Genomic DNA, 13,181 nt, shown 5'->3' with positions numbered 1-13,181 from the left:
CTAGCTTAAACAACAACGGGCCCGAAGGCCCGTTGTGCATCTATTGTCCGATGGCTCAGGCGATGCCGTAGCTCATCAGGCGCTGATAGCGACGTTCCAGCAGCTTGTCGGCATCCAGCTTCTGCAGATCCTTGAGCTGCGACAGCAGCTCCTTGCGGATGCTCGCCGCCATGGCTTGCGGGTCGCGGTGGGCGCCACCCAGCGGCTCGGCGATCACCTTGTCGACTATGCCCAGGCCCTTCAGGCGCTCGGCGGTGATGCCCATGGCTTCGGCCGCTTCCGGCGCCTTGTCGGAGGTCTTCCACAGGATCGAGGCGCAGCCTTCCGGCGAGATCACCGAATAGGTGGAGTACTGCAGCATGTTCAGCTGGTCGCAGACGCCGATGGCCAGCGCCCCGCCGGAGCCGCCCTCGCCGATCACGGTGGCGATGATCGGGGTTTTCAGGCGCGCCATCACCCGCAGGTTCCAGGCGATCGCTTCGCTCTGGTTGCGCTCCTCGGCATCGATACCCGGGTAGGCGCCCGGGGTGTCGATGAAGGTGAGGATCGGCAGCTTGAAGCGCTCGGCCATCTCCATCAGGCGGCAGGCCTTGCGGTAGCCCTCCGGGCGCGGCATGCCGAAGTTGCGGCGCACCTTCTCGCGCACTTCGCGGCCCTTCTGGTGACCGATGATCATTACCGGCTGGTCGTCCAGGCGGGCAACGCCGCCGACTATGGCGGCATCGTCGGAGAAGTGGCGGTCGCCATGCAGCTCGTCGAACTCAGTGAAGATGTGCTCGATGTAGTCGAGGGTGTAGGGCCGGCGCGGGTGGCGCGACAGCTTGGAGATCTGCCAGCTGCTGAGGTTGCCGAAAATGCTTTCGGTCAGCGTGCTGCTCTTGTCCTGCAGGCGGGAGATCTCGTCGCTGATGTTCAGCGCATTGTCGTTACCGACCAGGCGCAGCTCTTCGATCTTGGCTTGCAGGTCGGCGATCGGCTGTTCGAAATCGAGAAAGTTCGGGTTCATAGGCGTCCGTCTTGCGTCGGCGGCCGAATGGCCGGGCGGCTGGTTCCATCTGGCGCATTACCTTAAGGGATAAGGCGCCCAGGGTCGAGGCCGAGAAGGCAAGCCTGTGGCCTGCCCCTCAGCGGTATTGGAGGAAGACGTTGTCTTTGCCGAACTGGTCACGCAGGGTCTGGATCAGACCATCGGCCGGGTCGATGCGCCATTGCTCGCCGAACTGCAGCAGGGCCTTAGCCTCGCTGCCGCTGTAGTCCAGGGTCAGCGGACAGGCGCCGCGGTACTTGCCGAGCAGCTCGGCCAGCCAGCGCAGGCGATCGCCCTGCAGCGCCTCGCGACTCAGGCGCAGGCGCAGGCTCTCGGCCAGGCCGGTGCGCGCCTCCTCCAGGCTCATCACCCGCTTGGCGCGCAGGCGCAGGCCGCCGGAGAAGTCGTCGTTGCTCACCTCGCCCTCGACCACCACCAGCGCATCGCTCTGCAGCAGCGCCTGGTTGCTGGCGAAGGCGTCGGCGAACAGCGAGGCCTCGATCCGCCCGGAGCGGTCGTCGAGGGTGATGAAGCCCATCTTGTCGCCCTTCTTGTTCTTCATCACCCGCAGCGCCACGATCAGCCCGGCGATGGTCTGGGTGTCGCGGGCGGCGCGCAGCTCGACGATGCGCTGGCGGGCGAAGCGGCGCACCTCGCCCTCGTACTCGTCGATCGGGTGGCCGGTGAGGTACAGGCCGAGGGTGTCCTTCTCGCCCTTCAGGCGCTCCTTCAGCGACAGCTCGCGGACCTTACGGTGGTTGACGTAGACGTCCGCCTCCGGCTCGGCGAACAGGCCGCCGAACAGGTCCATGTGGCCGCTGTCGTGGCTGCGCGCGGTCTGCTCGGCAGCCTGCACGGCCTCTTCCATGGCCGCCAGCAGCACCGCGCGATTGAGGTCGATGCCGGCCTGGTAGGCCTTGAGCTCGTCCTGGTAGTAGGGACCGAGGCGATCCAGCGCGCCCGAGCGGATCAGCGCCTCCAGGGTGCGCTTATTGATGCGCTTGAGGTCGACCCGGTTGCAGAAGTCGAACAGGTCCTTGAACGGCCCGCCTTCAGCGCGGCACTCGACGATAGCCTCCACCGGACCCTCGCCGACCCCCTTGACCGCCCCCAGGCCGTAGACGATGCGCCCGTCGTCGTTGACGGTGAACTTGAACTCCGAGGTATTCACGTCCGGCGCATCGATGCGCAGCTTCATGTTGCGGCATTCCTCGATGAGGATTACCACCTTGTCGGTGTTATGCATATCCGCCGACAGCACCGCGGCCATGAAGGGTGCCGGGTAATGGGCTTTCAGCCAGGCAGTCTGGTAGGAAACCAGGCCGTAGGCGGCCGAGTGGGATTTGTTGAAACCGTAGCCGGCGAACTTTTCCACCAGATCGAAGATGTTGCCGGCCAGGTCCGCATCGATGTTGTTGCTGGCGCAGCCCTCGATGAAGCCACCACGCTGCTTGGCCATCTCCTCGGGCTTCTTCTTGCCCATGGCGCGGCGCAGCATGTCGGCGCCGCCGAGGGTGTAGCCGGCCATCACCTGGGCGATCTGCATCACCTGCTCCTGGTACAGGATGATGCCGTAAGTCGGTTTGAGCACCGGCTCCAGGCCGGCGTACTGGTAGTCCGGGTGCGGGTAGGAGAGCTGCTCGCGGCCGTGCTTGCGGTTGATGAAGTCGTCCACCATGCCCGACTGCAGCGGTCCCGGGCGGAACAGCGCCACCAGGGCGATCATGTCTTCCAGGCAGTCCGGCTTGAGCTTCTTGATCAGCTCCTTCATGCCGCGCGATTCGAGCTGGAACACCGCAGTGGTCTCCGCCTTCTGCAGCATGTCGTAGGTTTTCTTGTCATCCAGCGGGATGAAGTCGATGTTCACATCCGGCAGGCCCTTCTTGGCCTGCTCGCGGTTGATCGTCTCCATCGCCCACTTGATGATGGTCAGGGTGCGCAGGCCGAGGAAGTCGAACTTGACCAGGCCGGCCGCCTCCACGTCGTCCTTATCGAACTGGGTGACCAGGCCGCCGCCCTCCTCGTCGCAGGCGATGGGCGCGAAGTCGGTGAGCTTGGTCGGAGCGATCACCACGCCGCCGGCGTGCTTGCCGGTACCGCGACAGATGCCCTCGAGCTTGAGCGACATCTCCCAGATTTCCGCCGCCTCCTCGTCGACCTTGAGAAACTCGCGCAGAGGCTCCTCCATCTCGTAGGCCTTCTCCAGGGTCATGCCGACTTCGAAGGGGATCATCTTCGACAGGCGATCGGCCAGGCCGTAGGACTTGCCCTGCACCCGCGCCACGTCGCGCACCACCGCCTTGGCCGCCATGGTGCCGAAGGTGATGATCTGGCTCACCGCATTACGGCCGTATTTCTCGGCCACGTAGTCGATCACCCGGTCGCGGCCGTCCATGCAGAAGTCGACGTCGAAGTCGGGCATGGAGACGCGTTCGGGGTTGAGGAAGCGTTCGAACAGCAGGTCGTAGGCCAGCGGATCGAGGTCGGTGATCTTCTGCACATAGGCCACCAGCGAGCCGGCACCCGAACCGCGGCCCGGGCCGACCGGCACACCGTTGCTCTTGGCCCACTGGATGAAGTCCATGACGATCAGGAAGTAACCGGGGAAGCCCATCTGGATGATGATATCCAGCTCGAAATTCAGCCGGTCGATGTAGACCTGCTTCTTCGCCTCGTAGTCCGGGGTGTCCTTGGGCAGCAGGACCTGCAGACGCTCCTCCAGGCCGTCGAAGGAGACCTGGCGGAAGTACTCGTCCATGGTCATGCCGGCCGGCACCGGGAAGTCGGGGAGGAAGTACTTACCCAGCTGCACCTCGATGTTGCAGCGTTTGGCGATTTCCACGGTGTTGGCCAGCGCCTCGGGGATATCGCTGAACAGCTCGGCCATTTCCTCCGGGGTCTTCAGGTACTGCTGGTCGGAATAGGTGCGCGGCCGGCGCGGATCATCCAGGGTGCGGCTCTCGCCGATGCACACGCGGGTTTCGTGGGCCTCGAAATCACCCTGCTTGAGGAAGCGCACATCGTTGGTCGCCACCAGCGGTGCACCACAGCGCTCGGCCAGAGCCACGGCGGCGTGCACGTGCTCCTCGTCATTGATCCGGCTGCAGCGGTGCAGTTCGAGGTAGAAGCGCTCGGGGAAGACGACCTGCCACTCTGCCAGCAACGCCTCGGCACGGGCCTGTTCGCCGGCCAGCAGAGCATGACCGATCTCGCCGTCGCGCGCGCCGGACAGGGCGATGAGCCCTTCGGCGGCCTCCTTGACCCAGTCGCGCTGGATGATCACCAGGTCGTTGCTCTGGCCGTCGCTCCAGCCGCGGGAAACCAGTTCGGTGAGGTTGCGATAGCCCTTGGGGTTCATCGCCAGCAGGGTCATGCGCGTCAGCGGGCCGTCTTCCTCGGCGCTGGCCAGCCAGATGTCAGCACCGCAGATCGGCTTGATCCCGGCGCCCATGGAGGCCTTGTAGAACTTCACCAGCGAACACATGTTGCTCTGGTCGGTCACCGCCACCGCCGGCATGCCGGCAGCGGCCACCGCCTTGACCAGGGGCTTGACCCGCACCAGTCCATCGACCAGGGAAAACTCGGTATGCAGACGCAGATGGACGAAGGTGGCGGTCATGACGATCCTGTACAGAACACAAAAACAATAAGGCCCGGATTGTACCGGGCCTGCACTCAAACGACAGCTTGAGACTGTCGCTAGTCGACTCCTGCCAGCACCGCGCGCACCGGGGCGAAGGAGCGGCGATGGATCGGCGTGGCGCCCAGGCGCTTGAGCGCCTCCAGGTGCACCGGCGTGGGGTAGCCCTTGTGCCCGCCGATGCCATAACCGGGATACAGGGCTTCCAACTCCTGCATCTCGCGGTCACGGCTGACCTTGGCCAGGATCGAGGCGGCGGCGATGGCCGGCACCTGGCTGTCGCCCTTGACCACCGGCGCGCTGGGCACCGCCAGCCTGGGGCAGCGGTTGCCGTCGATCAGCGCCAGGCGCGGCGTCACCTGCAGGCCTTCGACCGCGCGCTGCATGGCCAGCATGGTGGCGTGCAGGATATTCAGGCGGTCGATCTCCTCCACCTCGGCGCGGGCAATGCACCAGGCCAGGGCTTTTTCGCGGATCTCGTCGAACAGCTTCTCGCGGCGCGCCTCGCTAAGCTTCTTCGAGTCGTTGAGACCGAGGATCGGCCGCAACGGGTCGAGAATCACCGCCGCCGTCACCACCGGACCGCACAAGGGGCCGCGACCGACCTCATCGACGCCGGCGACCAGCTCCTCGACCAGGCTGAAATCCAGACCCAGCTGCATCAGCCCTGCCCCGCCAGCTTGAGCACCGCATCGGCGGCCTGCTGCGAGGCATCCTGGCGCAGCGCGCGATGAATCACATCGAAGCCCTGGGTCTGCTCCACGCCATTGTCCAGCAGCGGCACCAGGGCCTGGGCCAGGGCATCGGGCGTAGCGGCATCCTGGATCAGCTCCGGCACCAGCATGCGCTCGGCCAGCAGATTGGGCAGGGAAATGTACGGGCTTTTCACCAGGCGTTTGAGGATCCGATAAGTCAGCGGCGCCACGCGGTAGGCCACCACCATCGGCCGCTTGTACAACAGCGCCTCCAGGGTCGCCGTACCGGAGGCGATCAACACCGCATCGCAGGCCGCCAGGGCTTCGTGGGACTGGCCATCGAGCAACAGCAACGGCAGATCGCGACTGGCCAGCAATGCCTCCAGCTGAGCCCGCCGCTCGGCACTGGCGCAGGGCAGCACGAACTGCACGCCCGAACGCAGCGCACGCAGGCGCTGCGCCGTATCGAGGAACAGCTCGCCCAGGCGCGCCACTTCCCCGCCACGACTGCCCGGCAGCAGCGCCACCAGCGGCACCTCGGCCGGCACTCCCAGGGCCGCCCGAGCCGCCTGGCGATCGGCCTGCAAGGGAATGGTATTGGCCAAGGGATGCCCGACGAAACGCACCGGCACCTGATGGTCGAGGTAGAACTTGGCCTCGAAGGGAAACAGGGTCAGCATCAGGTCGCAGGCTTGGCGGATCTTCAGCACACGCTTCTGCCGCCAGGCCCAGACCGACGGACTGACGTAGTGCACGGTCTTGATCCCGGCCTGGCGCAGCTTGAGTTCGAGGGTCAGGTTGAAGTCCGGCGCATCGATACCGATGAACACATCCGGTTTGGCGTCGATCAGCGTGCGGATCAGGCGCTTGCGCCGGGCCAGCAGCTCCGGCAAGCGGCCGAGCACCTCGACCAGTCCCATGACCGCCAGACGCTCCATGGGGAAATAGGACGCCAGGCCTTCGGCCTGCATACGCGGGCCACCGATACCGATAAATTCGGCATCTGGATGCTGGATCTTGAGCGCCTGCATCAGACCGGCGCCGAGGATGTCGCCGGAGGTCTCGCCGGCGACCAGCGCTATGCGTAGGGGACGGCTCATGACTTAGCGGGTGATGCCGCGGGTCGAGGCCTGGATGGAGTCGCGAAATACCGCCACTTCCGGAAACTGCGCCGATGCTTCGGCCAGCTCGGCCAGGGCCTGCTCGACGGTCAGCCCCTGGCGATACACCACCTTGTAGGCGCGGCGCAGGGCGGCGATGGCCTCGGTGCTGAAACCACGCCGACGCATGCCCTCGAAGTTCATGCTGCGCGCCTCGGCCGGGTTGCCGAACACGGTGACGTAGGCCGGCACATCCTTGCCGATCGCCGTGCCCATGCCGGAGAAGCTGTGCGCGCCGATGCGGCAGAACTGGTGGACCAGGGTGAAGCCGGAGAGGATCGCCCAGTCGTCCATCTGCACATGACCGGCCAGGGCGGTGTTGTTGACCAGGATGCAGTGGTTGCCCAGCACGCTGTCGTGGCCGATATGCACATAGGCCATCAGCAGGTTGTGGTCGCCGATGGTGGTTTCCGAGCGGTCCTGCACGGTGCCGCGGTGGATGGTCACGCCCTCGCGGATCACGTTATGGTCGCCGATCACCAGGCGGGTCGGCTCGCCGTTGTACTTCAGGTCCGGAGTGTCTTCACCGACCGAAGAGAACTGGTAGATCTTGTTGTGCTTGCCGATCTTGGTCGGGCCCTTGACGATCACGTGCGGGCCGACCACTGTGCCCTCGCCAATTTCCACATCGGGCCCAATGATCGACCAGGGGCCGACCTGAACGTCATCCGCCAGCCTGGCCGACGGATCGATGATGGCGCGAGGGTCAATCAAACTCATAGTTTGCGTTCCGCACAGATGATTTCCGCCGAGCAGACTTCCTTGCCATCGACAGTGGCCTGGCACTCGAACTTCCAGATGCTGCGCTTGCAGCTGAGGAAGCGCGCTTCCAGGATCAGCTGATCGCCCGGCAGCACCGGCTGGCGAAAGCGTAGCTTGTCCGAGCCGACAAAGTAGTACAGCGTGCCGTCGGCCGGCTTCACGTCGAGCATCTTGAAGCCGAGGATGCCGGCGGCCTGGGCCATGGCTTCAATGATCAGCACGCCCGGCATGATCGGGTGCTGGGGGAAGTGGCCGTTGAAGAACGGCTCGTTGATGCTGACATTCTTGTAGGCGCGAATCTTCTTGCCTTCAACATCCAAGTCCACCACCCGATCCACCAGCAGGAAAGGGTAACGGTGCGGCAAATACTCGCGAATCTCGTTGATGTCCATCATGTACGGAAAGCCTGTTCTAAAAAATGGGAGCCTGCGTCGGACGCGGATCAGGCATCTGATGAGGCATCGTCGCCCGAGGTCACGGCAGCCAGGCGCTTTTCCATATCGCGCAGGCGGCGTGCCATATCGTCCAGCTGGCGAATGCGCGCGGCACTCTTCTTCCAGTCGGCCGCAGTTTGCATCGCCGTGCCCGAGGAATAGGCCCCGGGCTCGGTAATCGAACGGGTGACCATGGTCATCCCGGTAACGAACACGTTGTCGCACACCTCGATGTGCCCGACCATGCCGACACCGCCGGCAATCATGCAGTTGCTGCCGATCTTGGTGCTGCCGGAAATACCCACGCAGCCAGCCATCGCGGTGTTGTCGCCGACCTGCACGTTGTGCGCGATCATGATCTGGTTATCCAGCTTGACGCCGTTGCCGATCAGCGTATCGGCCAAAGCGCCGCGATCGATGGTGGTGTTGGCACCGATTTCGACGTCGTCGCCCAGGGTCACGCCACCGATCTGCGCGATCTTGCGCCAGACGCCCTTCTCGTTGGCAAAGCCGAAGCCTTCACCACCGAGTACGGCACCGGACTGGATGACCACGCGCTTGCCGATATGCACGTCGTGATACAGGGTCACGCGCGGCGCCAGCCAGCCATTTTCGCCGATGGAACTGCGCGCGCCGATCACGCAATGGGCGCCGATGGTCACGCCGGCGGCGATCCGCGCAGCGCTTTCGATCACCGCATAGGCACCGATGCTGGCAGTCGCATCGACCTGCGCATCGGCCGCCACCACGGCAGTCGGGTGCACCCCGGCAGCGGCAGCGGGCTTGCGATCGAACAGATGGGAAAGCTGGGCATAGGCCAGGTAGGGATTGGCCACCAGCAGGGCATCGCCCGCGTAGCCTTCGGCATCGGCTGGCGTCAGCAATACCGCCGCGGCCTCGGTGGCAGCGAGAAACTTGCGGTACTGAGCGTTGGCCAGGAAGCTCAACTGGTCGCCGCCGGCATCCTGCAGGGAGGCCAGGCCACGCACCGGTTTGTCGGCGGCGCCACGCAGGGTGGCACCCAGACGTTCAGCCAGCTGGCCAAGGGTAAACGACACGGCGCTCATGATCAGCGCAGCTTGTTCATGCGCTCGATGACCTGGCGGGTGATGTCGAACTGCGGTTTGACATCGATCACCGCGCCGCGCTCCAGCACCAGGTCGAAGCTGCCGCCCTTGATCACTTCCTCGACCGCCTTGTCCAACTTCGGCTTGAGCTGCTTGAGCATGTCGCGATCGGAAATCGCCTTGGCTTCGTTCAGTTCCTTGGACTGGAACTGGAAGTCGCGCGCCTTCTGCTTGAATTCGAGCTCCAGGCGCTCGCGCTCGGCCTGCTGCATGCGCTCGCCTTCCTTGACCAGACGGTCCTGAATGCGCTTGGCATCGGTTTCCAGCTGCTTGAGCTTGTTCAGTTGCGGACCGAACTTCTTCTCGGCATCCACGGCGTATTTCTTCGCGGCATCAGACTCAAGCAGGGCCATTTGATAGTTCAGTACCGCCACCTTCATCTCGGCAAAAGCCGGAGTCGCCACCAAGGCCATGGTGATCAGTACCCATTGAGTCAACTTACGCACGATGCACTCCCGCAACAAAGACTGTTGTCATTTATCAAGCAATTAGAAGGTCTGGCCCAGAGAGAACTGGAAGATTTGCGTGTCCGCATCATCCGGCTTCTTGATCGGCGCCGCCAGGCTGAAGCTCAGCGGGCCCATGGCCGTGATCCAGGTCACGCCCACACCCACAGAACTGGCCAGCTCGCCGATATCCAGGTCGCAGGTGTTGCCATTGTCCTTCTGGGCGGTGGAGCAATTGGTGTCGTAGACGTTACCCACGTCCCAGAACAGCGAGGTACGCAGGGAGCGCTGGTCCTTGACGAACGGCATCGGGAACAGCATTTCCACGCCACCCTGGATCAGTACGTTACCACCGAAGGGCAACGGATCCTGGTCAGGATCGGTACACACTCCCGTTTCAGGATTACATGTATTGACGTTGGCCGGATCATTCGCAGGCAAATTCCGGTATGCACGACTCGGAGTACTACGTGGCCCCAACGAGCTGTCCTCGAAGCCGCGCACCGAGTTGAAGCCGCCGGCGTAGTAGTTCTCGTAGAACGGCAGGTCGGAGGTGGAGCCGTAGCTGTCGCCATAGCCCAGTTCGGTATGGAAGCGCAGGGTGTAGTTGTCGGTCACCGGTTTGAACAGCTGGCCTCGGTAGTCCAGCTTGAAGAACGACAGGTCGCTGCCCGGCACGGTGCTTTCCAGCACCAGGCTCTGGGAGTGGCCGCGGGTGGCCAGCACGCCACGGTTGAGGGTGGACTCGGACCAGCCGATCGAGGCTTTCAGGTTCAGGTAGTCCTCGCCCTCCTCCTCGAGGAAATCGAGGATTTCATCGACGGTGTAGGAGCCCGTATCGATGCTGTCACTCTGGATGGTCAGTCCATAGGTCAGGCGCGATATCTCGCTGATCGGGTAGCCGATGCTCACCCCGGCACCATAGCTGTCCACCGCATAGCTCGACACATCGTAGTCGAGGTCGTCGTAGTCGGTGGTGCGGTAGAAGGCGTTGTAGCCCAGACTAACACCGTCCGGCGTCCAGTAGGGGTCGACGAAGCCGAAGTTGTAGCTGGTCTGGTATTCGCTGCGGGTCAGGCCGACACTGACCTTGTTGCCGGTACCGAGGAAGTTGTTCTGGCTGATCGAACCGCCGAGGATCAGGCCGGCGTTCTGGGCGAAACCGACGCTGGCGGTGATCGAGCCGGAGGCCTGTTCCTCGACGCTGTAGTTGACGTCGACCTGGTCGTCGGTACCCGGCACCTGCGGGGTCTCGACGTTGACTTCCTTGAAGTAGCCCAGGCGCTCGAGGCGGGTCTTGGACTGGTCGATCAGGTAGGTCGAGGCCCAGCCACCTTCCATCTGGCGCATTTCGCGGCGCAGCACTTCGTCTTCGGTCTTGGTATTGCCACGGAAGTTGATGCGATTGACGTAGGCGCGCTTGCCCGGGTCGACCACGAAGGTGATGGCGACGGTCTTGTCTTCGTCGTTGGGCTGCGGCACGCCGTTGACGTTGGCGAAGGTGTAGCCCTCGTTGCCCAGGCGGCGGGTGATCAGCTCGGAGGTGGTGGTCATTACCTTGCGCGAGAAGACCTGGCCCTGCTTGACCAGCAGCAGTTTCTTGACTTCCTCTTCCGGCACTTTCAGGTCACCGGAGAGCTTGACCTCGCTGACGCTGTACTTGTCGCCTTCATCGACGTTGACGGTAACGTAGACGTGCTTCTTGTCCGGGGTGATGGATACCTGAGTGGAGGAGATATCCATGTTGATGTAGCCGCGATCCAGGTAGTAGGAGCGCAGACGCTCCAGGTCGCCAGACAGCTTCTCGCGGGCATACTTGTCATCGTTCTTGAAGAAGGACAGCCAGTTGGTGGTCTTCAGCTCGAACAGGCCGACCAGGTCCTCATCGGAGAAGACCGTGTTGCCCACCACGTTGATGTGCTGGATGGCGGCAACCGAGCCTTCGTTGATCTCGATCTTCAGTGCCACGCGGTTACGCGGCTGCGGAATCACTTCGGCTTCGATGCTGGCCGAATAGCGGCCCTGGGCCACGTACTGGCGCAGCAGCTCGTTGCGCACGCCTTCGAGGGTGGCGCGCTGGAAGATTTCGCCCTCGGCCAGGCCGGACTGCTCCAGGCCCTTCATCAGGTCTTCGGTGCTGATCGCCTTGTTGCCTTCGATCTCCACGCCGGAAATCGACGGACGCTCGACCACGGTGATGACCAGCACATCGCCATCGCGACCGAGCTGGATATCCTGGAAAAAACCGGTTTTGAACAGTGCACGGGTGGCCTCGACCAGGCTGCCGTCATCCGCCTGCTCACCGACGTTGAGCGGCAGGGCGCCGAACAGGCTGCCCGCGGAAACCCGCTGCAGGCCGTTGACGCGAATATCTGAGATGGTGAAGGACTCGGCGTGAACTTCGGCGATCATCAATGCGGCGAGTACCGCAGGTAGCAGCAGACGTTTCATGAAGTCCTTTCTTATTCCAACTGACAATAAAGAAGCCGCCGCAATGGGCGGCAGCTTCGCAATTCAGCGATTTGTTACAGACGGCCCAAGTCGTTGATCAGGGCCAGCAACATCACCCCGAGCACCAGACTGATGCCCACCTGCATGCCCCAACTCTGCACCCGCTCGGACAGTGGGCGACCCCGCACCCACTCGATCAGGTAGAACAGCAGATGCCCCCCATCCAGCACAGGAATGGGCAGCAGATTGAGAACCCCCAAACTAATGCTCAGCAGGGACAGGAAATAGAGGAAATCCCCCACTCCCGACTGGGCTGAAGCGCCCGCCACTTTAGCAATGGTTATCGGCCCACTCAAGTTTTTTACCGACAGCTCGCCGACCAGCATTTTGCGCACCGAATCGAAGGTCAGCAGGGTCATGTGCCAGGTGCGCCGCAGCCCTTCGCCCAGCGCATCCAGCGGACCGTAGCGGACTTCGCGCAGCATCTGCGGCGGCCACTCGACGGCACCGACGCCGACGCCGAGATAACCGCCTCGCGCCTCACCTTCGCCGCGCACGGCAAGATTCACCGTGAACTCCAGCTCGCGCCCGCCGCGCTCGACCAGCAGGCGCACCTGCTGGCCCGGCAGTTCGCGCAGCACATCCAGCACCTGCTGCCAGTCATCGATGCGCTGCTCGCCGATCAGCAGCAGGCGATCGCCCTTGCGCACGCCCGCCGCCTGCGCCGGCCCCTCGGGGTCGATTTCCTGCAGAATCGGCGCCATGGCCGGGCGCCACGGGCGAATACCCAGTGACTGCAGCGGATCGGGCTGCTCGACACCTTTCTGCCAATCACGCAACACCAGCTGGCGAGTGCTCTGTGCCGTCGAATCGGGCTCGCGCAGCAACAACTCGAGCGTGCCGCTCTCGCCGAGACGCCGCACCAGCTGCAGATTGACCGCCCCCCAGCCGGCAGTTGGCTCGCCATCCACGGCCAGGATCTCCTGCCCGGCCTGCAGGCCCGCCGCCGCCGCCAGACTGTCCACCTGCACGGCGCCGATAACCGGCCTGGCCTGCTGACTACCGAGCATGGCCAGAACCCAGAAGAACAGGATGGCCAGCAGGAAGTTGGCGATAGGCCCGGCGGCGACGATGGCGATGCGCTGACGCACCGACTTGCGATTGAAGGATTGCTCGATCTGCTCGGCCGGAACATCCCCCTCGCGCTCGTCGAGCATCTTCACGTAGCCACCCAGCGGGATGGCGGCCACGACGAACTCGGTGCCCTGGCGATCATGCCAGCGCAGCAGGGGGCTGCCGAAGCCCACGGAGAAGCGCAAAACCTTGACCCCGCAGCGCCGCGCCACCCAGAAGTGACCGAACTCGTGGATAGTCACCAGCACACCCAGCGCAACCAGGGTGCCGAAGAACATGTATAGCGCGCTCATCCTACTTCCTCC

10 protein-coding genes are annotated in these 13,181 nt (G+C 63.8%); all 10 read right to left on the bottom strand.

The window, feature by feature from the left end; translation table 11 throughout:
* Positions 1-55 precede the first annotated feature (55 nt).
* Positions 56-1,006 (bottom strand): acetyl-CoA carboxylase carboxyl transferase subunit alpha, encoded by a 951-nt coding sequence (gene accA, locus GV001_RS06040; RefSeq protein WP_160078740.1) that lies wholly within the window; start codon positions 1,004-1,006, stop codon positions 56-58.
* 118 nt (positions 1,007-1,124) lie between these two features.
* Complete coding sequence (dnaE, locus tag GV001_RS06035; protein ID WP_160078739.1) at positions 1,125-4,646, bottom strand: DNA polymerase III subunit alpha; 3,522 nt, start codon at positions 4,644-4,646, stop codon at positions 1,125-1,127.
* Between the two features lie 80 nt (positions 4,647-4,726).
* Positions 4,727-5,329 carry a ribonuclease HII gene (gene rnhB / locus GV001_RS06030; protein ID WP_160078738.1) on the bottom strand — a complete coding sequence of 201 codons (603 nt, stop codon included), beginning with the start codon at positions 5,327-5,329 and terminating at the stop codon, positions 4,727-4,729.
* On the bottom strand, positions 5,329-6,462 hold the full coding sequence (gene lpxB / locus GV001_RS06025; protein ID WP_160078737.1) for a lipid-A-disaccharide synthase: 1,134 nt from the start codon (positions 6,460-6,462) through the stop codon (positions 5,329-5,331). Before lpxB ends, rnhB begins: the two co-directional genes overlap by 1 nt.
* 3 nt (positions 6,463-6,465) lie before the next feature.
* The gene (gene lpxA / locus GV001_RS06020; RefSeq protein WP_160078736.1) at positions 6,466-7,242 is read right to left on the bottom strand and encodes an acyl-ACP--UDP-N-acetylglucosamine O-acyltransferase; all 777 of its coding nucleotides are present in this window, start codon (positions 7,240-7,242) and stop codon (positions 6,466-6,468) included.
* Positions 7,239-7,679, bottom strand: a complete 441-nt coding sequence (gene fabZ, locus GV001_RS06015; RefSeq protein ID WP_160078735.1) for a 3-hydroxyacyl-ACP dehydratase FabZ — start codon at positions 7,677-7,679, stop codon at positions 7,239-7,241. Before fabZ ends, lpxA begins: the two co-directional genes overlap by 4 nt.
* A gap of 47 nt (positions 7,680-7,726) precedes the next feature.
* Positions 7,727-8,788 carry a UDP-3-O-(3-hydroxymyristoyl)glucosamine N-acyltransferase gene (gene lpxD / locus GV001_RS06010; protein ID WP_160083202.1) on the bottom strand — a complete coding sequence of 354 codons (1,062 nt, stop codon included), beginning with the start codon at positions 8,786-8,788 and terminating at the stop codon, positions 7,727-7,729.
* Positions 8,788-9,291, bottom strand: a complete 504-nt coding sequence (locus tag GV001_RS06005; protein ID WP_160078734.1) for an OmpH family outer membrane protein — start codon at positions 9,289-9,291, stop codon at positions 8,788-8,790. The genes lpxD and GV001_RS06005 overlap by 1 nt, the downstream gene beginning before the upstream one ends.
* Positions 9,292-9,333: 42 nt before the next feature.
* The gene (gene bamA / locus GV001_RS06000) at positions 9,334-11,742 is read right to left on the bottom strand and encodes an outer membrane protein assembly factor BamA (protein WP_160078733.1); all 2,409 of its coding nucleotides are present in this window, start codon (positions 11,740-11,742) and stop codon (positions 9,334-9,336) included.
* 74 nt (positions 11,743-11,816) lie between these two features.
* A complete protein-coding gene (rseP, locus tag GV001_RS05995) occupies positions 11,817-13,169 on the bottom strand; it encodes an RIP metalloprotease RseP (RefSeq protein ID WP_160078732.1) in 1,353 nt (450 codons plus the stop codon).
* Positions 13,170-13,181 lie beyond the last annotated feature (12 nt).

This window comes from Pseudomonas sp. 8AS (assembly GCF_902506505.1).
Taxonomy (GTDB): Bacteria; Pseudomonadota; Gammaproteobacteria; order Pseudomonadales; family Pseudomonadaceae; genus Aquipseudomonas.
This window is presented reverse-complemented; position numbering and strand designations above follow the sequence as displayed.

What these genes read in the sequence shown, in the direction of transcription:
- accA (WP_160078740.1), bottom strand. Translation starts at nt 1,006, where the DNA reads ATGAACCCGAACTTTCTCGATTTCGAACAGCCGATCGCCGACCTGCAA.
- dnaE (WP_160078739.1), bottom strand. Translation starts at nt 4,646, where the DNA reads ATGACCGCCACCTTCGTCCATCTGCGTCTGCATACCGAGTTTTCCCTG.
- rnhB (WP_160078738.1), bottom strand. Translation starts at nt 5,329, where the DNA reads ATGCAGCTGGGTCTGGATTTCAGCCTGGTCGAGGAGCTGGTCGCCGGC.
- lpxB (WP_160078737.1), bottom strand. Translation starts at nt 6,462, where the DNA reads ATGAGCCGTCCCCTACGCATAGCGCTGGTCGCCGGCGAGACCTCCGGC.
- lpxA (WP_160078736.1), bottom strand. Translation starts at nt 7,242, where the DNA reads ATGAGTTTGATTGACCCTCGCGCCATCATCGATCCGTCGGCCAGGCTG.
- fabZ (WP_160078735.1), bottom strand. Translation starts at nt 7,679, where the DNA reads ATGATGGACATCAACGAGATTCGCGAGTATTTGCCGCACCGTTACCCT.
- bamA (WP_160078733.1), bottom strand. Translation starts at nt 11,742, where the DNA reads ATGAAACGTCTGCTGCTACCTGCGGTACTCGCCGCATTGATGATCGCC.
- rseP (WP_160078732.1), bottom strand. Translation starts at nt 13,169, where the DNA reads ATGAGCGCGCTATACATGTTCTTCGGCACCCTGGTTGCGCTGGGTGTG.